Annotated in this window: 16 protein-coding genes and 1 pseudogene; 12 read left to right on the top strand and 5 right to left on the bottom strand. The window is 61.9% G+C overall.

From position 1 onward, the window contains the following. Positions 1-126 precede the first annotated feature (126 nt). Together ACS8YF_RS15730 and ACS8YF_RS15735 are read right to left on the bottom strand one after the other, a co-directional pair. Positions 127-3654 (bottom strand): S41 family peptidase, encoded by a 3528-nt coding sequence (locus ACS8YF_RS15730; RefSeq protein ID WP_440851097.1) that lies wholly within the window; start codon positions 3652-3654, stop codon positions 127-129. A gap of 305 nt (positions 3655-3959) precedes the next feature. Continuing rightward, positions 3960-5066, bottom strand: coding sequence for a C45 family autoproteolytic acyltransferase/hydolase (locus ACS8YF_RS15735; protein ID WP_440851098.1), 1107 nt, complete (start codon positions 5064-5066; stop codon positions 3960-3962). A 345-nt stretch (positions 5067-5411) separates the two neighbouring features. Here ACS8YF_RS15735 and ACS8YF_RS15740 point away from each other — a divergent pair, with 345 nt between their 5' ends. Continuing rightward, positions 5412-5792 carry a hypothetical protein gene (locus ACS8YF_RS15740; RefSeq protein WP_440851099.1) on the top strand — a complete coding sequence of 127 codons (381 nt, stop codon included), beginning with the start codon at positions 5412-5414 and terminating at the stop codon, positions 5790-5792. 166 nt (positions 5793-5958) lie between these two features. Beyond that, positions 5959-6438 carry a hypothetical protein gene (locus tag ACS8YF_RS15745; RefSeq protein ID WP_440851100.1) on the top strand — a complete coding sequence of 160 codons (480 nt, stop codon included), beginning with the start codon at positions 5959-5961 and terminating at the stop codon, positions 6436-6438. 468 nt (positions 6439-6906) lie between these two features. Here ACS8YF_RS15745 and ACS8YF_RS15750 read toward each other — a convergent pair whose 3' ends face one another. Further along, positions 6907-8232 carry an MFS transporter gene (locus tag ACS8YF_RS15750; protein WP_440851101.1) on the bottom strand — a complete coding sequence of 442 codons (1326 nt, stop codon included), beginning with the start codon at positions 8230-8232 and terminating at the stop codon, positions 6907-6909. 211 nt (positions 8233-8443) lie between these two features. On the opposite strand from ACS8YF_RS15750, the gene ACS8YF_RS15755 reads away from it, so the two are divergent. Continuing rightward, on the top strand, positions 8444-9331 hold the full coding sequence (locus tag ACS8YF_RS15755) for a LysR family transcriptional regulator (RefSeq protein ID WP_440851102.1): 888 nt from the start codon (positions 8444-8446) through the stop codon (positions 9329-9331). A 112-nt stretch (positions 9332-9443) separates the two neighbouring features. Here ACS8YF_RS15755 and ACS8YF_RS15760 read toward each other — a convergent pair whose 3' ends face one another. Then, positions 9444-10310, bottom strand: coding sequence for a LysR substrate-binding domain-containing protein (locus tag ACS8YF_RS15760; RefSeq protein ID WP_440851103.1), 867 nt, complete (start codon positions 10308-10310; stop codon positions 9444-9446). 116 nt (positions 10311-10426) lie between these two features. Here ACS8YF_RS15760 and ACS8YF_RS15765 point away from each other — a divergent pair, with 116 nt between their 5' ends. From ACS8YF_RS15765 to ACS8YF_RS15785, 5 genes and pseudogenes are all read left to right on the top strand, one after another. Continuing rightward, the gene (locus ACS8YF_RS15765) at positions 10427-11662 is read left to right on the top strand and encodes a YbfB/YjiJ family MFS transporter (RefSeq protein ID WP_440851104.1); all 1236 of its coding nucleotides are present in this window, start codon (positions 10427-10429) and stop codon (positions 11660-11662) included. Between the two features lie 53 nt (positions 11663-11715). Continuing rightward, positions 11716-12207 (top strand): pyridoxamine 5'-phosphate oxidase family protein, encoded by a 492-nt coding sequence (locus tag ACS8YF_RS15770; RefSeq protein ID WP_440851105.1) that lies wholly within the window; start codon positions 11716-11718, stop codon positions 12205-12207. A 368-nt stretch (positions 12208-12575) separates the two neighbouring features. Next, positions 12576-12851 carry a ribbon-helix-helix protein, CopG family gene (locus tag ACS8YF_RS15775; RefSeq protein ID WP_440851106.1) on the top strand — a complete coding sequence of 92 codons (276 nt, stop codon included), beginning with the start codon at positions 12576-12578 and terminating at the stop codon, positions 12849-12851. Next, complete coding sequence (locus ACS8YF_RS15780) at positions 12848-13132, top strand: type II toxin-antitoxin system RelE/ParE family toxin (RefSeq protein WP_440851107.1); 285 nt, start codon at positions 12848-12850, stop codon at positions 13130-13132. Before ACS8YF_RS15775 ends, ACS8YF_RS15780 begins: the two co-directional genes overlap by 4 nt. Before the next feature lie 203 nt (positions 13133-13335). Then, positions 13336-14064: pseudogene (locus tag ACS8YF_RS15785) on the top strand (aspartate/glutamate racemase family protein). A 106-nt stretch (positions 14065-14170) separates the two neighbouring features. On the opposite strand, the gene ACS8YF_RS15790 reads toward ACS8YF_RS15785, so the two are convergent. Next, a complete protein-coding gene (locus ACS8YF_RS15790; RefSeq protein WP_440851108.1) occupies positions 14171-15337 on the bottom strand; it encodes an alpha/beta fold hydrolase in 1167 nt (388 codons plus the stop codon). Between the two features lie 119 nt (positions 15338-15456). Here ACS8YF_RS15790 and ACS8YF_RS15795 point away from each other — a divergent pair, with 119 nt between their 5' ends. The 4 genes from ACS8YF_RS15795 to ACS8YF_RS15810 all read left to right on the top strand — a co-directional run bounded on the left by ACS8YF_RS15795 (position 15457) and on the right by ACS8YF_RS15810 (position 20555). Continuing rightward, entirely contained in the window at positions 15457-16362 is a 906-nt protein-coding gene (locus tag ACS8YF_RS15795; RefSeq protein ID WP_440851109.1) for a LysR family transcriptional regulator, read from the top strand. A gap of 232 nt (positions 16363-16594) precedes the next feature. Continuing rightward, on the top strand, positions 16595-18070 hold the full coding sequence (locus tag ACS8YF_RS15800) for an AAA family ATPase (protein WP_440851110.1): 1476 nt from the start codon (positions 16595-16597) through the stop codon (positions 18068-18070). A 335-nt stretch (positions 18071-18405) separates the two neighbouring features. Then, positions 18406-19635: a CaiB/BaiF CoA transferase family protein gene (locus ACS8YF_RS15805; RefSeq protein ID WP_440851111.1), complete on the top strand. Its 1230-nt coding sequence runs from the start codon at positions 18406-18408 to the stop codon at positions 19633-19635. Next, positions 19632-20555, top strand: coding sequence for a hydroxymethylglutaryl-CoA lyase (locus ACS8YF_RS15810; RefSeq protein WP_440851112.1), 924 nt, complete (start codon positions 19632-19634; stop codon positions 20553-20555). Before ACS8YF_RS15805 ends, ACS8YF_RS15810 begins: the two co-directional genes overlap by 4 nt. Positions 20556-20610 lie beyond the last annotated feature (55 nt).

The raw sequence follows: 20610 nt of genomic DNA on the forward strand, positions 1-20610 counted from the left end.
GGCGAAAGCCGCTGCTCGCACAACCCCTTGTACCGAAACCCAATTGAGGCAAGCTGAGTTTGCGAACTAATCAAGTTTGTTTTTGACGACTTCGCGGCCGATGGCCGCCGCGGCGGCCGGACGCTTTCAGCTGCCGCTGTTGCCGTTGTCCCAGTCGCACACCCCATTGCCGACCTTGTCGCTGTCGCAGGCCGGATAATCCGGCTGTGGCGGAAAAGCCGGCATCCAGCTCGGCGCCTGCGGATAGGTCTTGGGATGGGCCTTTATCCTGGCCATCAGCATATGCACTGCTTTTTCCAGCTGCGCATCGTGCCCGGCGTTGAGATCCCCCGGCTTGTCGTGGACGCGCACGTCGGGCTTCACGCCGATGTTCTCGACGATCCATTGGCCGTGGGTCCCGTACATGCCGTTGTCGGAGACCACGAGGCTGCCACCACCGAGCAGATCGAACGACCCGTCGTAGCCGCGCACGCCGGCCCAGGTCCGGCTGCCGATGGTCGGGCCGAGATGATCCTTCTTGAACATGTAGGCGAAGATATCGCCATCGGAAGCGGAACCGCGATTGATGAGCGCGGCCATGTAGCCCATGGGCGCATTCGGGGTCGGGCTGGTGGCCCGATAGCGATTGGTGAACATGCCATCGAGCGGGCGATCGATGCGATCGAACAGCATCGGGTCGATGAAGCCGCCCAGGTTCCAGCGGTCGTCGAAGATGATCGCCTTCTTGTTGCGCTGGCTGTAGTACTGGCGGATGAACTCCTTCATCCCCGTGGCTTCCATGTCTTCAAGATAGACGTAGCCGATCTGGCCGTCCGACATCTTGTCGACGGTCTGACGGTTATGCCGGATCCAGGCCAGCAGGTGCAGCTTGTGTGCATTCGCGACCGGCTCGACATGAATGACGTGCGCATTCTTGCCGTCGGCATCGTCCGCCACCTTGAGCGAGATGGTGTCGCCATTGGTACCCTGAAGCAACTTGTACGGGTTGGTCGGGGCCTTGAGCGGTTGCCCATTGATCGCCAGCAGATAGTCGCCGGCCTTGACCTTCAGGCCCGGCTGGTTGAGCGGCGCCCGGTAGCCCGGCACCGTGTTGTCGCCCTGGTAGATCTTCGCGATCTTGTAGCGGCCGGAGTCCGGGTCCAGCGCGAACTCGGCGCCGAGGTCGGCTGTGGGGTTGGCCGGGGTCTTCCAGCCGTCGTTGCCGCCGCGCACATACATATGGCTTTCGCCGGGCGTGCCCATGGCATTGGCAATCAGCCAATCCACGTCTTCGCGCGTGGCGGCGCGATCCAGCAGCTTGCGATAGCGCGCGTCGATCGCCGGCCAGATCTTGTGGATCAGCTTCGGATCGAGGAAGTAATCGCGCACGTCGCGCATGGCCTCGCCGTAGGCGGTCGGCCATTCGGCCTCGGGCTGGACCCAGCGCTTCAGGCCCGACAGATCGATCTTGTCGACGGCATCGTCGCCCGGGTCCTTGGCGAACGACGCCGGGCGCGTCATCCAGTCACCCTTGTGCTGGTAGAACAGCGTGCTGCCATCGGCTGAAAGCGCGACGTGTTTGACGTCGGTCTCCAGCGTGTGGTCCTTGCGTTTGTCCATGTCGTAGGCGCGCAGCGCCGACTGCTCGCCCGACAACGGGCCTTCGATGGTCTGGCTCGGCTGGGTGGTGTAGTAGACGACGCCCTTGGCCTCGGCCACGCTCGATATATCGGCATCCGGCACCGGCAGGCGCACCGCGCGGCCCATCAGCCCGGCGACGTCGATATCGACCGGCTTGCGATCGGTCTTGTGTTTGGATTTCTTGTCGCTTTCCTTGCCCTTGTTCGAACTGCCGTCGTGCGCTTTGGCGTTCTTCTTGGGGCTATCGTCGTCGCTGCTTGCAGAATCGTCGTCGAGCCCTTTGGTGGCCGAACGCACACGGGGGGCGATCGGTGAAGGGGTATCCTTTTTCAGGGTCGCGGCATACAGGCCGCTGCTTTTCAGGCCCGCGGTGATCTCGTCGAAGTTGGAGAAGGTCGGATTGACGATACGCTGGGATACGAAGAACAGATATTTACCATCGTCCGAGAAGAACGGGTCCGAATCGTTGTACTGGCCGTCGCCGAGCCGGGTCAGCTTGCCGTCGGTGACGTGGTACAGATAAATCGCCTGGATATTCGGCACGGTCATGTTGCCGATCGGCTGCGGGATCGCCTTGGAAAACGCCAGCCAGTCGCTGCCCGGTGACCAGTGCAGATCGGAGAAATTGCCGCGCGTCTTGCTCGGGTCGCGCGTGATCCGGGTCCGCTTATCCGATTTCACGTCGATCATCCAGAGCGTCTGATCGGCGTCGACATAGGTCAGGTGCTTGCTGTCCGGGCTCCAGGAAAGCGGGCCGTGCACGCTGAGCTTGTCGTGCGTGAGTGCCTTCGGCTTGCCGCCATCGGCCGGGCGAACGTACACCGCCTGGTGATCGCCCTCGGCGCCGATGTATGCGATCTGCTTGCCGTTCGGCGACCAGGCCGGATCGCGCTGGTCGGCCGCCGGATTCTGGGTGAGTGTGTTGGCGCTGCCGTACTTGGCCGGCACGGTGAACAACGCGCCGCGAGCCGAAAACACCGCCAGATGCCCGTTCGGCGCGATCGCCGATTCATCGACGTGGCCCTCGACCTTGGCCCAGTGCGGCATCGCCTTCACGCCGTTGAGCGGCACGCGCACGTTGAGCTTGGTCAGGCCCTGACTCCCGGTGTTGTAGACATACAGATCGCCGCCGTCGGAGAAGGTGATCTTGTCGCCGCCCAGCGTCGGGAAATCGATGTCGTAGGTCGAAAAATGCGTCAGCTGCTTGAACTGCTTCGTCTTCTGCGAGTAGGCCCAGAGGTTCTGGATATGGTTGGGGCCACGGTCGGAACTGAAATAGATCGTATCGCCCGACCACATCGGCCATACGTCCGCGCCCTTCCAGTGCGTGATGCGATGGCTCTTGCCGTTCTTGTAATCGAAGGTCCAGATATCCTGGGCCTGGCCGCCGTAATAATGCTTGCGGTGAAACGGCCGGTAGACCCGGGCAAGCTTGTTGTAGGCCACGGTGTGATCGTTGGGCCCGAACGACAGCGGCCCGGTCCACGGGATCGGCAGCTTCTTCGGCAGGCCGCCGCCAACCGGCACCGTGTAGGCATGCATGACCTGCGGATTGAAACTGTCGCGCCGGGAAAGAAACACCACCTGTTTACTGTCCGGCGTCCATCCGATCACGCGGTTGTCCTTGGTCGGCTTGAGCTTGCCGCCCTCGCTCGGGTTGTTGATCGAGTGATAGGTCAGGCGCCGCACCCGGCCGCCGGCGGCGGGCACGAGATAGACATCGGTGTTGCCCTGGTACCAGCCGGTAAACGCGACCCATTTGCCGTTCGGCGAGAAATGCGCGTCCTCGTCGAAACCCGGGTCGTCGGTCAGCTGCGTGGCCATGCCGCCGTGGATGTCGGCTTTCCAGAGATTGCCGCCGGCCTCGAAGACCACGGTGTCGCCATGAACGGTCGGATAACGCATCAACGGCGGCGCGGACTGCCTGGCACCGGCAGCCGGCTTTTGGGCCGTGTCGGCATGCGCCATCGGGATCACAGCGGTCGTTACCGCGAACAACGTCGCCGCGCTACCCAGAACTGTCTTCAAAGCCATGGAATCCCTCGTTTGTTATTCGAATCACCCGCGAGAGCCGCAACCCGCGGCGCCCCCTGTTTCACGCCCGGGCGCGCAAGAAACGCGCCATCGCCCGAGCCAGCGGCATGACCGGTCGGCCGGCCTTCGTGGCACGACGGGCGCACCGAATGCGTGCAGTATGCAATATCGTGGCCCGACAACGACGCACGTTCGTGCGGGCGTATCGGCCGCGACCGGGCCGCGCCACCGCAGGTTCCCGCTGGTAGCAGGCTTCGTGGGCGCGCCCGGCCGAGTGTGGACTTGGCCCCTGCTCCAATAGGCGCTTACGCCTGGGGTGCGGTGACGCCGGCGACATCGAACACCGTGTAGTGCTGTTCGCTGGGCCGTCCGCGCAGTGCCCAGAGCCGGCGGGCCGCCGGATCGGCCACAACCGCGCCGCAGGTCGTCATCCGGGTGACTGGCGTGGGCGGGTAACAGATCGCCTGCGTGTCCCGGGTGACGGTTGCCAGACGCGCGACATCGATCGGGCCGGGCTCGGCCAGCAATGCCCGGGCGCGGGCCAGCCGTTTCTCGCTGTGGGCCTGTGCCTCGGGTAGCCGCGGGCGCTCGGCTTCCCGCGTGGCATCGGCCAGACAATGATTGGTATGCACGATCACGTCGTCGGCCAGCGGTGTGATCTCGCGCCGGGTGGCCGTGGCCTCGACGTTCATCCCCTGGCCGTCCGGCCCCACCAGCAGATAATTGTGGGCGCCGGCCAGCTCGGCGTCGGCCAGACGCGCGGCGGCCGCCTCGAAATCGGTCTGGGCCAGCACTTCGCGGACCACGAAATTCCAGGTGACGCCGACCCGCCCATCGTTGCCGGAGAGGTTATTGATGCCGATGGTGATGCCGGCCTCGTTCATGCCGATCATGCCCAGGCAGCCGCGGCTGGTGAACACGGTGAAGGCCGGCGCATCGTCGGGCGTACCGCGCAGCACAAACACATGCTCGGTCGCGGTTTCGTGCATGTCCCAGGTCTGGGCGAACAGGGGTTGCCCGGTGGCGCTACGGGCACCAGGCACGATCATCGCCGTGCAGTTATCAGCCGCGTGCGGCACCGGTCGGCTGCCGCTGAACGCCGCAAAGCCGGTATCCACGAAATCCGTGAAGCCGCTGACGACCAGCATCTCTTCCGGTAACAAACCGGCCGCATCCGCCATGGCCCGTAGTTCCGCGGTCAATCGCGGCGAATAGGCCTCGTGCGCCGCCAGGCACTCTTCCGCCAGAGCCAGCACGTCCGCACGCGGCCGGTCCTTGCCCACCCAGAGTGCCTGACCGGCCCGCTCGACACGCTCGTCCGCGAACCGCCGGATCGGCTCGGCATACGTCATGCCATGCGCGCGACCGATGGCCGAAGCACTGCCGGCGGCTTCGAGTACGGGAATATCCATGCGAGTAATCAACGATGATGATGACGCCTTCAATCTAAGCGCTGGCGGGTCGACCGAGCAAATTGAATCAGCACTTTCGCTAATTGTAACGCGAGCTTCGGATACCTATTAACCCGGCACAAAAATAGATGATTTTTCGGGTTAATAGCGCGCATATGTGACCGCATACTCACCGCGGCAATCGGCAGAGCATCCTTTGAAAACAGCTTATTACGTCATCTTCTTTGATTTCGGATTAATAAACTCAAACTCGACAGGAATTGACCGACGTTCGGCGATCACGAAACAAGAAGGCCCTTCATGCAAGTTCAGGATACGATCAACGCCGAACAGGCGCGACAGAACATGAAGACCCGCAGCAACGGCCCCGCCGAGGCCGTTGCCTCGATCAACGACGCGATTCGCGAGGCATCGTCGGAGAATCGCGGTCATACCACCGTGTTTCCCGAACGCAAGCACATCGAAGTCGAGGATCTCGAGCGCATCGTCAAGCATTTTCGCGAACGGGGTTTCACGATCGAGGAGCGCTGCCATGCTCGTAATACGTTCGCGCTGAAGGTCAGCTGGTATCCGGCCCAGCACCGCAGCGTCCGACGTTACCGTCGTACCGCTGACACCCGCCACGATCCGGCCGCTCCGATTGCGCGCCAGGACGGCGGCCAGCCCGAGCGCCGTGGGGTAGGCTGCCCTTTCCAACCAGCCACAATCTGCGGCTGGTTTTCTTGACTCATCCGCCGATACACGCAAACGGGCGCGGATGGACGACCACGGCTCGGCGCGTCCAAATTTGACGGCAAAAAACGCCGGCTGGGTGGTTTAGCAGCCGCGCGCGGGAATGCTGTCTTTTTCGATCCGCGTGTATCGGCGTCGCGCCCGCAACCGGAGACATGCCATGTCGTCACGTGCAGCTGACTTTTTCGCGTCTACCGTCCAGCCAACGGTCACCGAATTTCTCACGGACGTCGGGAACACTCGCCGTGGGCGTCTAGCCGCTATCGTTCTTTACCACATGGCCGATTATCTGGCTCTCGCTGGTTACAAGGGGGAGGATCGAACGGTTATGAGGGATCGACTGGACAGACTCAACGCAGAACTGATTACCGAATGTCCTGACTTCTCCTTAATCAAAGATATTGCAGATGCATCGAAACACGCCCAACTCTCTGTGCCGAAAAACTCAGTGCGCGAGGTCTCCTCGTCGGCGCAGATTAAAAGCTCGCCAGGAATATTCCAGACTTCATTGGGCGAAGGTGCTTTTGGCGAGGCCGCAATAGTATTTGTCGTGCTTGATAACGGAACGCAGAAAGCGCTAGCACCGGCAATACGTACCGTCATGGCAATGTGGGCGTCAAAGCTGGGCGCGCCGACCTGAGTTTTACGGTGTACTGTCACACGCCTGGGCCAACCCAGCAGTCGAGCGGACTTGCACGAAAAGCCGCGCAGGCCGCTCGCTTCTGCGATATACCGGCCGCGCACGGAATGCTGCCGTTCTTGATCTGCGCACATCTGCGTCGATCTGCGGAGAGCTCGCGTCTTTTTTTCGCAAATGCCCTCGAACGAGCGTCAATAAGAAGGAAAGTCAAGTCACTGCTGCTTCGGGTGCGGGGACAATCGCGTTGTCAATCTTTTGACTGAATTTTGCACCTGATCGAGCGACGGTTTCCTTTCTTAGCTGCATGAATCCATGTTGATCTGCGGATAAATAGGGCTGTCCAGTGACGCCAGCTCGCGCCCTCCGGCATTGCAGGGCGCGACCGCAGGGCGACTACGACGGGCCCCCTGCCCCTTGGCCGACATGGCTTTGCGGCGCAATGCGGCCTCGCCCTACTGGAATAGCCTCTTACCCGGGCAGCCCCCGGTTGCGCGTTTCGGGCAGCCACCATGGCAGGATCAAACCCAGGATGTAGACGCTGCTGATAATCAGCGCCGCCGTGACCACGCCACCGAGCCCGCCAATAATCGAGCCCGCGATGATCGGGAAGAACCCGGCGACCAGTCGCGAGGCATTGAAGATGAAGCTGGCCGCGGTGGTCCGGACCGTGGATGTGAACAGCTCCGCCGGGTAGATCGCCATCCAGGAAAACGCCAGCCCCAGGGTAAAGAAGCCGTTGATCGGCGCCACGATCTGCATGGTGGTCGCGGTGGTTGTCAGCCCATAGGTGATCGGCGCCATCACCAGCGAGCCGGCATAGGTCAGCCAGAGGAATGGGCGTCGGCCGATGGCATCGATCAGAAAGCCCGACAGCAGATAGGCCACGATAGCGCCGAGCATGTACAGGGTGCCGATCCAGGCGCCCCAACTGCTCGGGTCCGGCAAGCCCTGGGCCTTGGCCAGCACCGCAGTATGCGAGGGCAGCCAGGTCGACACGCCGTACCAGCCCACCATTGTCACCATCGACAGCGCGCTGGTCAGCAATACCCGGCGGCGACTTTCCGGCTGACGGAAGATTTCGGTCAAGGTGAAGGGGCGCTTGTCGCTGGCGGCGCTGGCACGGTCAACCGCAGCCTCGGTGGTCGACCATCGTTTTTCCGCCACGGCTTGCTGCCAGCGCTCGGATTCATCGAGATTACGCCGGACATACAACGACAACAGCGCGGGCAACGCGCCGATGACGAACATCAGCCGCCACGAACCATCGCCCAGCGGTTGCAGATAAGACAGCACGAGCCAGACCAGCGCCGCGAGCAACCCGCCCCAGCCAAAGCCGGACTGTAGAAAACCCGCCCCCTTGGCGCGCGCCCGCTCCGGCCAGGTCTCGGCGATCAACGCAATGCCGGTGCTCCACTCGCTGCCGAGCGCCAACCCGGTCAGAAAACGCAGCGCAATCAACTCGCCGATCGTCTGGCTGAAAGCGGTGATGGCGCTAAACAACGCGTAGAGAATCATGGAGATCAGCATCATCCGCTTGCGGCCGATATAGTCGGCCAGCACGCCGCCGATCAGCCCACCGACGCCCCAGCCGAACAAGGTCACCCCGACCGCGATGCCGGCCCACAACGAATGGGCGGCGGCTTGTTCGGGGGTCAGCAACGCACCCAGCGCCGGCCCCAGCACGACGATCAGCGCATAGGTTTCGTAGCCATCGAAAACCCAGCCCATGAAGCTCGCGAGCAGCACCTGCCCATGCTTGGCGGTCAGTCCCTCGTGCCATTTGATGGCGCTCATCAACATCTCCTCTGATTACTTATAAGTTTGTTTTTATTTATATTTTTACTTCAATTCGGCACTGGCCGGGGGCCTGGCCCGGCCCCGTCTGGAGCATGCGCGAGGTCACGGCGGCAGACAATCAAGTAATCGGCAAGGCTGACTTCGCGAATGGCGAAGCCGCTACACTGGCGTGGCCACTCGGCCGTTTGCCCTCGCTTCGACAATGCCCATGCCCCGTATCGATCTCGTCACCCTGAGGCTGTTCGTTTCCATCGCGCGGGAGCGGCGCCTGACCGCAGCAGCGGAACGCGAGCACATGGCGTTGGCCGCGGTCAGCAAGCGAATCAGTGATCTCGAAGCCCAGCTCGATACGCCGCTGCTCTATCGACGCCCACGCGGCGTCGAGCTGACCCCGGCCGGCGACGCCCTGCTGCATCATGCGCGCAGCGTGCTGGAATCGATGGAGCGACTGACCGCAGATCTGTCTGAATACAGTGCCGGCGTGCGCGGGCACGTCCGTATGCACGCGAACACGTCCGCGATCATCGAATTCCTGCCCGAGGACCTGGCCGCCTTCACCCGCGCCCGACCCGAGGTGCGCATCGATATCGAGGAACGCGTCTCGCTGGCGGTGATTCAGGCTGTGCGCGACGGGCTCACGGACATTGGCGTGTACGCGGCCCACGTCGGCGCCGACGGCTTGCAGACACGGGCCTATCGCAGCGATCGGCTGGTGCTGGTCACCCCCACGGAACACGCCCTCGCGGGCGCCGGGCCGATCGAACTTCGCCAGGCCATCGAACACGATTTCGTCGGCCTGCAACACGATGCTTCGTTGCACGCACTGATCCACGATGCCGCGCGCGCCGCCGGCAAACCGCTGCGCATGCGGGTCCAGGTGCGCAGCTTCGAAGGCATCTGCCGCATGATCGCCTGTGGCCTGGGTATCGGCGTTTTGCCCGACCGGGCGGTGAGCACACACGTGGCCACCCTCGGCCTGCGCACCGTCGAGCTTGCCGACGCCTGGGCACACCGAGAGCTGCGTATCGCCTACCGCGACCTCGACGCCCTCCCCGTGCTGGCGCGCGAGATGGTCGAGCATTTGAGCCCGATCTGAAATCAGCCCATTGTTCCAGCTTGATGGATAGCGGACGCGACAGGGAAAGCCCGCCGGGCTGGAATCGCCGACTCATGCTGTTTCAGCACAGCCGGCCCTCGTCCCGCCCCGGTCACTTGGCGCGCGCCTGAACCATCCGCTCGAACGCCACCAGCGCCGGCGACCAGCCGGCGACTTCCGTGGCTGCGAACCAGGTTGCGACATGGCCGATATCGTCGGGCAAATCCAGATAATGGATCGCAAACCGGGACTGCTGTGCGTCGACGACCGCTTTCGGCAATAACGCATAGCCCATCCCCGCCGCGACACATCCCAGAATGGCGTCGATCGAACCGAACTCGAACACCCGTCCGCCGGCGATGCCCTGACGAGCCAACAGGCGCTCAATGCGATGCCGGTAATGACAACCCTGCTTGAATGCCAGAAACGGCGTTTCCAGAAGCTGGTCGCTACCGGGCATGGCCTTGATCGGGTCGTCGGCGACCAGCACGAGTGACTCCTGAAAAGCCTCGATCGCATACAGGCTCGAATGGGGCACCGAACCCGCGACGAGAGCGCAGTCGATCGTCCCGTCCAGAAGCTGCGCGACGATATCGGTGGTGGTGCCCGTCATCACCTGGAGATCGATGCGGGGATACTGTTCGTGGTACGCGGCAAGCAGATCCGGCAGCCGTACCGCGGCCGTGCTTTCCATCGAGCCGATACGCAATATACCGCGCGGCGCCCCGGCGTCCTGAAAGACGGCCCGGGCGTTGTCGTGCGCGGTGAGGGTCCGGCGGGCATGCGTGATCAAGGTATGGCCGGCCGGGGTGAGATGAATATGACCGTGCCGCTCGAACAATGTCACGCCCAGCTCGGTTTCCAGCTTCTTGATATGGGCGGTCACGTTGGATTGGACCGTATGCATCTGCTTAGCTGCAGCACTGAAGCTGGCGTTATCGGCCACGGCGACAAACAAGCGTAGCGAATGGATCTGCATGGGCACCGCCCTGCCATCATGAAAAACGATACGCATTATCGATATAAATCGTTTTCAATGAAATAACGCGTCGCTTATCTTCCGGGCTCAGCCTACGACCGCAACGGCACGAGTCCATGACGGCAATGACCTCCAGGAAGCGCTCGCCTGTTCCGGCGATCGCCGTGGGCCTGACGTCTACGCTGGTCGGCATCGGCTTGACCCGCTTCGCCTACACGGCGCTCATCCCGGCGGTCGTGGCCGCTCACTGGTTCACCACCTCGGGCGCCGTCTATCTGGGTGCAGCCAACCTGCTGGGCTATCTCATCGGCGCCGTCACGGCGCACTCGGTTTCAGAACGTTTCGGTGCACGCGCCACGCTCGCGGCATCGTTCGGGCTGGCGGCGCTGAGTTTTCTAGCCTGTGTGCACGCAGCGCCTTTTGGTTGGTTCTTTTTCTGGCGACTGCTTTCGGGTGTGGCGGGCGCGTGGCTGATGGTGGTCGGCCCCGCGATCGCCCTGGCCGGGACCGATCCCGATCGACGCCCGATCGTGGGCTCTTTGATGTTCATGGGGATCGGCCTGGGCGCGCTGTCGTCCGCCCTGGTGATTCCGACGTTGCTACACGCCGGGCTGTGGGTCACGTGGGTCACGCTCGGCGCTCTGACACTCATCGCCGGCACCGCGGGCGACGTGGCGCTTTATCGACTTCCGGCTCAGTCCGGGGCGAACGATCGGACCGAATCCCACACGCCGGCCTCGAACCCGGCGATTCGCTGGGCCGTGGCGCTCGTCGTCGCCGCCTATGCCTGCGACGGTATCGGCTTCGTGCCGCATACCGTGTTCTGGGTCGACTATCTCGCCCGCGAAGTCGGATTGGGCATGGGCCCCGCCAATCTTCAGTGGGCGTTGTTCGGGCTGGGCGCCATGCTGGGGCCGGTCGTTACGCGTTACATCGTACCCCGCGCCGGCTGGCGGGCCAGCCTCACAACGGGGTTCATCATCAAATCCCTGGCCGTAGGCTTGCCGTTTTTCGCGATCACTATCGGGGCGCGCTCGCTGTCATCGATCCTCGTGGGCGCGCTCATCCCGAGCATCGTCGCCCTCACATCCGGTCGGCTGGCCGAACTGGTCGGGCCCGTCCAGCACAAGCGCTTGTGGGGACGTGCTACCGCCGCGTTCGCCTTGGCGCAGGCGATCGCCGGCTACGGCCTGTCCGGGCTTGCGACGGTGATGAGCAGTTATCGCCCAACCTTCGCGATCGGCGCGGCCGTTCTGGCGATCGCCTTCATTCTGGCATGGTTCGGCGACCCCGCCCGCTTCGCGCAACGCACAAGCCGCCGATCGAGTTCGCCGCCAAATGCCCCCCGTTGATAGGCACGCAATCCCTGTCCGGCGACTCACACTTCGACTCAATGGAGACTGTCATGGAAGCACAAGATCTAGGCGCACGTTGTGCCGAAATCCTGAACATCTGCCTGTACGCCAACATCGCGACGTGCGGCGACGATCAGCCATGGAACACGCCGGCCACGGCGATTCCCGATTCGAATCTCGATATCTATTGGTCGTCCTGGACCGAAGCCGTGCATTCGAAAAATATCCTCGCCAATCCGCGTGCGTTTATCACCTACTACGATTCCACCCGGCCGCGCGGCATGAACAATCTTCGATGTCTCTATCTTCAATGCGAGGCCGTGGTCGTTGAGGATTACGACGAAGCACGAGCCGCGCACGAACTGCTCTATCCCGGCGAAGAAGTCCAATTGGACAATTTCTTCGATTCCGGTCTGCGGCGCTTTTATCGAGCCAGACCGTCACAGGCTTGGTTGAACTGTCTTTCCGAGCAACAGGTCCAGCCGGACACGATCGATATGCGGCGCGAAGTATCGTTGCAAGAGATACGGGCGGCGTACTGAAAAGCCGCCCCACGGCTCGTTCCCATCGCGCCGAACCAACGCCCTTCGCGCGGCGCTCCGGATGATGCCACGCCGCTGTTTTTAGCGCTGTTATCCGCGCCGCTCCATGCTTGTCGACCCGGCAATTGTCGCCGCTGGCCTGCCCGCTTAGCTTAGATGTGCATTCCAAACGTTGACCGCCATGACCGAACCCGCCACTGCATCGCACCAGGCCCCGTCCGGTATCAAGGTGCTCAGAGTGCTGCCCGTGTCTGACCCCTTTCCTCCCCTCAGAGTGCTGCCCGTGTCTGACCCCTTTTCTCCACCTTTTCTCCACTTCTCCCCCCCCATGGTACAGTTGCTAAAGGTGCAACCGAGTGTTACTAGCGATGAAGACGACAACAGGCATCAAGCTGGATGAAGCAACACGGGCGAGATTGCAGGCGCTCGGAGGCCTGAAAGAGCGCTCGCCGCATTGGCTGATGAAGCGTGCAATCGCAGAATATCTTGATCGCGAAGAACGCTACGAACGCGAAAAGAAAGAAGATATGCAGCGTTGGCGACAGTACCAAGAGTCCGGCGCCTACATCGATGATGCTGATATGCGCGAGCACCTAAGCGCGCTAGCGGCGACCGCACGCGATAAAGCTGATGCCCCGAAGTGAGATTGCGCTGGCTGCCCGAAACACGGGATGACATTCAACGACTGTTTGAATTTCTTTTACATCAAGACACCCTTGCTGCAGAACGAGCAATGACGTTGATCGCAGAGGGTGCAAACAAGTTGTTGGAGATGCCTGAAATCGGGCGGCCAATAAACGACAGCAGCGACCGTCGGGAACTATACTTACCGCTCGGCGCTGGATCCTATGTTTTGCGCTACCGACTCGACGGCGGCACCGTCATCATTATCCGTGTATGGCATAGCCGGGAACAACGCATTTGACACGTTTACCGCCTGTGCACGCGTAAGCATGCGCTTTCTGGGTTCTCGAAGCCGTCCGTGTCTGACCCCTTTCTCCCTGGGTTCTCGAAGCCGCCCGTGTCTGACCCCTTTCTCCCCTGCACCTGATGCTGGCGCCGAAAGACCGGACGTATCAACACGTCGAGGGCGAAGCCATCGCCCGCCCGTCGCAATAAATCCCTTCAATGAGCTTCAGCATTCTCGTTGCCAATGTGAACACGACGACCTCGATGACCGACGCCATCGCGCAGCAGGCGCGCGCCGTGGCGAACCCCGGCACCGAGATCATCCCCATCACCCCGGCCTTCGGCGCCGAATCCATCGAAGGCAACTACGAAAGCTATGTGGCCGCCGTGGCCGTCATGGAAACCATTCGGGCCTATGACGGCGAATTCGATGCCATCATCCAAGCCGGGTACGGCGAACACGGCCGCGAGGGGCTCCAGGAGCTTTTCGCTGTCACGGTGGTCGACATCACCGAGACCGCCGCAGCCACGGCCTTGTTCGTCGGTCATCGCTAATCGGTCGTTACCACGCTCGACCGCGCCGTACCGATGATCGAAGACCGGCTCAAACTGGCCGGACTGAGCGATCGGCTGGCGTCCGTGCATGCCAGCGGCCTGGCCGTGCTCGAACTCGAGCGAGACCCCGAGGTCGCGATCGAAGCTATTGTGGCCAAGGCCTTGCACGCTGTGGAGGTCGATCGCGCGGAGGCGATCTGTCTCGGCTGCGGCGGCATGGCCGGGCTCACGAGCCGAGTCGTGGCACAAACCGGCGTGCCGGTCATCGACGGCGTATCGGCCGCGGTCAAGCTTGCCGAAGGCTTGGTCGCTCAGAACCTGTCGACATCCAAGGCTCGCATGTTCAGCGAGCCGCGCGAAAAGCGCTTCGTTAATTGGCCACCCGCGCTCTGAGCAAGCGCTCGGTATCAAAGCGCTGCACGTCGAGTGACTCGAAAATCACTCGACGTGCCCGACGAGCGGGACTCATCATTAGCAGACGACGGCTATGGTCATCGCCTCAATCGATCCCCAAAGGGTTCGAGATCCGCAGTTGCCAGATACCATCGGCGCTGCGTTCGGCCACCTGGGTCGCAACGCCGCTCTCTACGATCTCATCCTGATCGGGCGGGGCGATACGGATCGTCCACTCGAGTAGCAGTAGTGCGATGTCACCGCTTGCGATGACCCGGCGAACGCCGTTACGTATTTGGGGCCGTGCGGCCATCAGCCGAGCGAATGCGTCGCGCAGTGCGTCGTGACCTTCGGCGATCGTGCGGCCATCCTGCATCCGCATCGTTGCCTCCGGGTGAAAGAGCGACATAACCGCGTCGAGATCGCCGCGATTGAGCGCCGCGTCGAATAGCGCGGCCACCGCCTCCGGCCGTGCCGCCGCCTCCGATGCGCCCGAACATTCGGTATCGACGAATTCAGCAATGAGGGCCGCCAGCGCCTGCGGCGCTTCCAGCGGGATAAGATGCCCAACGCCCGGTATGGTCTGCATCGCCACACCGGGCAGCGACGGCAGGACGACGCGTTGCAACATGTCGATCGAATCGACCTTGTCGTGTTCGCCGCCGATCACTCGAACCGGGACGTCAATCCGCGCCAGGTCGGCACTCACGTCCTCGGATATCGCTGTATGCGGCCAGAACTGTTTTGCAGCGTCCGTGCCGCCGAGACTGTCGGCGATCACCTGGTCACGCATGGTGGGCGATAGCTTGCGTTCGCTCAGGACGTTATCGATCGTCCAGCCGACCGATTCCGGCGCGGCATAGGCGCCTGCCATCGCGTCGCGTTCCGGCTGCGGCAACGATTTACCTTCCGCGGGTGACGGCGCCACCAGTACGAGCCCCGCCAAACCGGAGGGGCGACGCGAAGCCAGCAGCTGGGCCACCTTGCCGCCCATCGAATGGCCGACCAGCACATAGCGATTCAGGGCGAGCGCGGCGATTGCGGCTTCTACGTCGTCGGCCATGGTTGCAATATCGTAGCCGTCGTCGGGGCGATCCGATCGGCCCCATCCGCGAGCATCCAAAGCGATCTTGCGTAGATTCGCCGGTAGCGCTGCCATCACGGCTTGCCAGGTTCGCGCCGTGCCGCCCCAGTAATGCAGGAAAACGAGGGCTAGCGGGCCTTGGCCGCTATCGTCGGCGTGCAGCGTCAATCCGTTCGCGTTGATCTTCATGGCTTGTCTCCTATGCGTTAAAGCGCTTCGAGCGTCGAAACAAATCATAGGAGGCCTCGATTTAAGCGATAATCCCTTTTTTTCGACATGCACTCGATAACATAGGTATCGAATAAATCATGGACCGATTCACCGGACCTTCGGTTTTTACGGCCGCCGTCGAACAGGGCAGCCTGGCAGCGGCGGCACGAACCCTTGGGATCACGCCGGCCATGGCCAGCAAGCATCTCGCCGCGATCGAGGCATCATTAGGCGTGCGGCTCATGCACCGCACCACGCGCCGTCTTCATCTGACCGACGTCGGCCAGGAGTATTATCAGCGCAGCCGGCATATCCTCCAATCGCTCGATGACGCCGACCGCGCCGCACGCGAATTGCAGGATCAGCCGCGTGGCACGTTACGAGTCACTGCTCCGACGACGTTCGGGGCACTGCACATGGGCGCCCCGGTGGCCGAATACATTCGGCGCTACCCGCACGTCGACGTCGAGATGACGCTCGACGACCGCTTTATCGATCTCGTGGCCGGCGGTTTCGATGTCGCGATCCGGATCGGTGACCTGCCGGACTCGAGTCTGGTCGCACGCCCCCTTGCACGTACCGAGATGATCGCCTGCGCCGCCCCATCCTATCTGGCCGAACACGGCCGGCCGGCAGCGCCATCAGATTTGAGCCATCATGATCGCCTCGCGTTCAGCGAAGCCATTTCGGCCGGCGACTGGGGCTTTACCGGCACGGACGGCCAAATGCATAACGCCTCCGGTCGTTCACGGTTTTCCGCCAACAGCGTGGAAATGCTGTTAGCCGCCGCCTTGCGTGGGGCCGGAATCGCTTATGGACCCCGCTTCGTGTTCCACCGCCATCTGGCCTCCGGCGACTTGGAACAGATCCTGGGAAATTACACGACCCGAAGCCTCGGCATTCATGCGGTCTATCCCTCGGCCCGGTTGGTCGGCGCCAAAGTACGCCGCTTCATCGAGTTGCTCGAGGAATGGTTTGGCTCGTCGGCCGAGTGGCGCGGATAGGGAATCAATTAGCAATCGATAAAGCGCGTAATGTGAGCGCACGATTGCTCCGTGTTCGCGTTCGACCCAAAGCCGACGTCTAATTGAGAGAAGACCGAAGGCTTTCCAGTAAGATAAGGGCAACGCCAAAACAGCTAAATATAACTTAGTGTGAAAGTACGAATCGAGCTTGGCCGTCAATGCTTACAGGCTAATGTTAGCGTCCAGATGAAGATCAATATTTGAGGTTGTAATGGAAGATTTTACATTCCAAAAAAGGGACGGAGAATCGTTCGCGCTCCAGAGGCTTAACCTCATCAACATAATTCTCGGGAGAAATGGCGCGGGTAAAAGCCGATTTCTAAGGCTTCTTGACGAGACGATGGGCAATGAAGAGACATACCGCGTCCGTTATGTCACCCCGGAAAGAGGAGGAGTATTCAGGCGCGAGGGTAATATTGACACGAACATGACGTCAGATCAGAACTGGGCGAATAACACGCGACGATCAAACCAAGCGTCGAGCTTCAAATCTATGTCGCATGTTTATCTGCGCAATACGGAAAGTGCTTACCTTAGAAAATTGCAGAATACCGATGCCCGTGGCCGTAGTTTTCAAGTCGACTGCCTTGAACCAATAAATCGGATGCTCAGTAACGTATCTATAGAACAAGCTGATCCAGATTTCGTATTTCGCAGCGCTCACGGTGACCTGGTCGAGGCAGACAAGCTAAGCAGCGGCGAGTCTGAGACTATAGCCTTGGCATCAGAAGTTTTAAATTTTATGCAGAACTTGGATACCAATAAGATAAACGTTCTTCTTCTAGATGAGCCAGATGTACACCAACACCCCGACTTGCAAGCCCGCTTCGGCTTCTATCTCGTGGATCAACTCGAATCTTTAAATCAGGATGAACAGTCAAAAATAGCAATCTGCTTAGCCACGCACAGCACGCCCCTCGTCTGTTCGCTGGCTAGTAGCGCCTACACTTCTGTTGGTACCAAGGAATTTGATTCAGACACAGTGCGATTATCTCCTGTATCTGACCATATTAAGAAGGTCGCACCGTTCTTCGGTCATCCTCTATCGCTAAGCCTCAGTCGCGATCCGATGTTAATTCTTGAGGGGGAAGATGACGAAAGGGTTTGGCAGCAAGCTGCTCGATCTTCGCAAGGGCGTATTCGCGTTTTCCCGGTATTAGCCCACTCCGTGTCTCAGCAGTCGGAATTGGAAAGCTTCTCTGGGCCAATCTTGGGCGCACTCTACGACGAGCCTGTGGCCTACTCTCTTCGTGATGGGGATGGGATATCCGATCAACTTGCGCCGGTCGGGCCTGTGGTTCGTTTTCGCTTGCGATGCTACGCAATCGAGAACGCGCTAGTTACGACGGAGTGTCTTGCTAATTTAGGGATCGATTGGAGGCAGTTACAGCAACTTTCTGAATCTTGGCTTGCGGAAAATGCTGGGCATAAAGACGCTTGTGCGCTGCGCAAGCTCGTAGATTCCGAAGATCGCTTAAGAAATGAAAAAATTAAAGATATTCGACAGCTTATCGTATCCGTTACTGGCTCTAAAAAGCCTTGGGAGGTGGTTGTTGGTCAAGCATTAGCCGCAACAGTGGGTGGAGAAAGTAGCCCAGACGACCCGTTCGCTCTATTGGCTTTCGTAGGTAGTGATGCTGCGGAGCGACTGCTTCATGCTGAGCGTGCGGTTGGAAATGGGGCCTGAAGAATGGATCGAGTAACTCCGCCGAAAGCGGCAAATCAGATGCGGCATTGAAGTCCGCTTCTGGCCGATAGCCTCCACGAAGACCCATCGATCGGCAATAGAGGCGAAGCGACGCCGAGCACCACGGTTCAACTGGCGTTGTTGCCCCATCACCTGACCGCGTGGCGTGCCTATGCCCTGCCTTATCTGCGTTGATCCGTGTCGATCTGCGGACAATCATTTTCGAACAACGACAACGAGCCTTAACGAACCGCGAAACCTCGCTTGTCGACCCGGCAATTGTCGCCGCTGGCTTGCCCGCTTAGCTTAGGTGTGGATTCCAAACGTTGACCGCCATGACCGACCCCGCCACCGCATCGCCCCAGGCCCTGTCCGGTATCAAGGTGCTCGAGCTCGGCCAGCTCATCGCCGGCCCGTTCGCGGCCAAGCTGTTCGGCGAATTCGGCGCCGACGTGATCAAGATCGAGCCGCCGGGCACGGGCGATCCGCTGCGGCGCTGGCGGGTAATGCGCGATGGCACGTCGCTGTGGTGGCATGTCCAGACACGCAACAAGCGCTCGGTCTCGCTGGATCTGAAATCCGCGGAAGGCCAGGCGATCGTGAAGAAACTGGTCGCCGAGGCCGATGTGGTGATCGAGAATTTCTCGCCCGGGCGGCTGGAGAAATGGGGCCTGGGCTGGGAAGAGCTCGCGGCGATCAATCCGGGCCTGATCATGGTTCGTATCTCCGGCTACGGCCAGACCGGGCCGTATCGGGACCTGCCCGGCTTCGGCGTGATCGGCGAGGCCATGGGCGGCCTGCGTTATCTGTCGGGCCATCCGGGCGAGTCGTCGGTGCGCGTGGGCATATCGATCGGCGATTCGCTAGCGGCGCTGTACGGCGTGATCGGCGCCCTGCTGGCACTGCACGAGCGCGCGCGCTCCGGCCAGGGTCAGTACATCGACGTCGCGCTGTATGAATCGGTGTTCGCGATGATGGAATCGCTGATTCCGGAATACGACGCCGCCGGGATCGTGCGCGAACCCAGCGGCAGCGCCCTGCCCGGCATCACGCCGTCCAACGCCTATCCCTGCGCCGATGGTTCCGAGGTGCTGATCGCCGGCAACGGCGACTCGATTTTCAAGCGCCTGATGACCGCGATCGGCCGCGAGGACCTGGCCGAGGACCCGGATCTGGCCCACAACGACGGCCGCGCCAAGCAGGCCGAGCGTATCGACGGTGCCATCGCTGACTGGAGCCGATCTCACTCGCGCGAGGACGTGCTGGAGACGCTGGAAGCCGCCCGCGTACCGGCCGGTCGCCCTTACACGGCGGCCGATATCGTGGCCGACGAGCACTATGCGGCCCGCCGCATGATCGAGACCATCACCACCGCCGAAGGCCGCGAGCTGAAGGTGCCAGCCGTGATGCCGCGACTGTCGCGCACGCCGGGGCGCATCGACGGCGGCGGGCCGGCGCTGGGCGCGCATACCCGCGCGGTGATGGACGAACTGGGCATCGACCGCGAAACCCAGGATGCGCTGTACGAGCGCGGCGTTCTTTACGACTCGGAGCATGCGCAATGAGCCATCGCGTATTCATCAACGATGTCGCCGCCCGCGACGGCTTCCAGATCGAGCCGCGCTGGATCGAGACCGCGGACAAGATCGCCTTCATCGACCGGCTGTCGGCCACCGGGCTGGCCAAGATCGAGGCGACTTCTTTCACCTCGCCAAAGGCGATCCCCAATCTGGCGGATGCTGCGGAGGTGATGCGCGGCATCCATCGCGCGGCCCAGGTCGACTATGTGGCGCTGATCCCGAACGTCAAAGGCGTCGAACGCGCACTTTCGGTCGGCACCGACGAGCTCAATTTCGTGATGTCGGCCTCGGACAGCCATGGCCGCGCCAATCTGCGCATGACCGCCGACGAATCGCTGGCACGCTTTGCCGACATGGTCGCGGCCGCCGAGGGGGCCGACGTGCGCCTGAACGCCGCCATCTCCACCGCCTTCGGCTGCCCGTTCGAAGGCCGCGTGCCGGCCGACCGCGTGATGGAGATCGTCGCGCGGATCGCGGATCTGGGCATCGCCGGGGTCACACTGTGCGATACCACCGGCGTGGCCAATCCGCTGCAGGTCGCCGCCCTGTGCGAGGCCGTGCGCGCGCGGCATCCGGCACTCGATCTCACCCTGCATCCGCACAATACGCGCGGCATGGGCCTGGCCAACGCCCTGGCCGCCTGGCAAGTGGGCGTAACGCGCTTCGATGCCGCCCTCGGCGGCCTCGGCGGCTGCCCCTATGCGCCGGGGGCTTCCGGCAACATCTGCACCGAGGATCTGGTGCATATGTTCGCCTGCATGGGCATCGACACCGGCGTGGATCTGGACAGCCTGATCGCGGTCAGCGAGACCCTGCCCGACCTGATCGGGCATGACGTGCCCGGCCAGGTGGTCAAGGCCGGCAAGGCCGACCGGCGCTATCCGTTGCCGGCCGCAATCGCGTGATCGCCCGCGGCAGCTGATGGGCACGGGCCATCGGGTTTATGCTGCCGCACAGGAT

It is taken from the genome of Salinisphaera sp. SWV1 (assembly GCF_052044155.1).
Taxonomy (GTDB): domain Bacteria; phylum Pseudomonadota; class Gammaproteobacteria; order Nevskiales; family Salinisphaeraceae; genus Salinisphaera.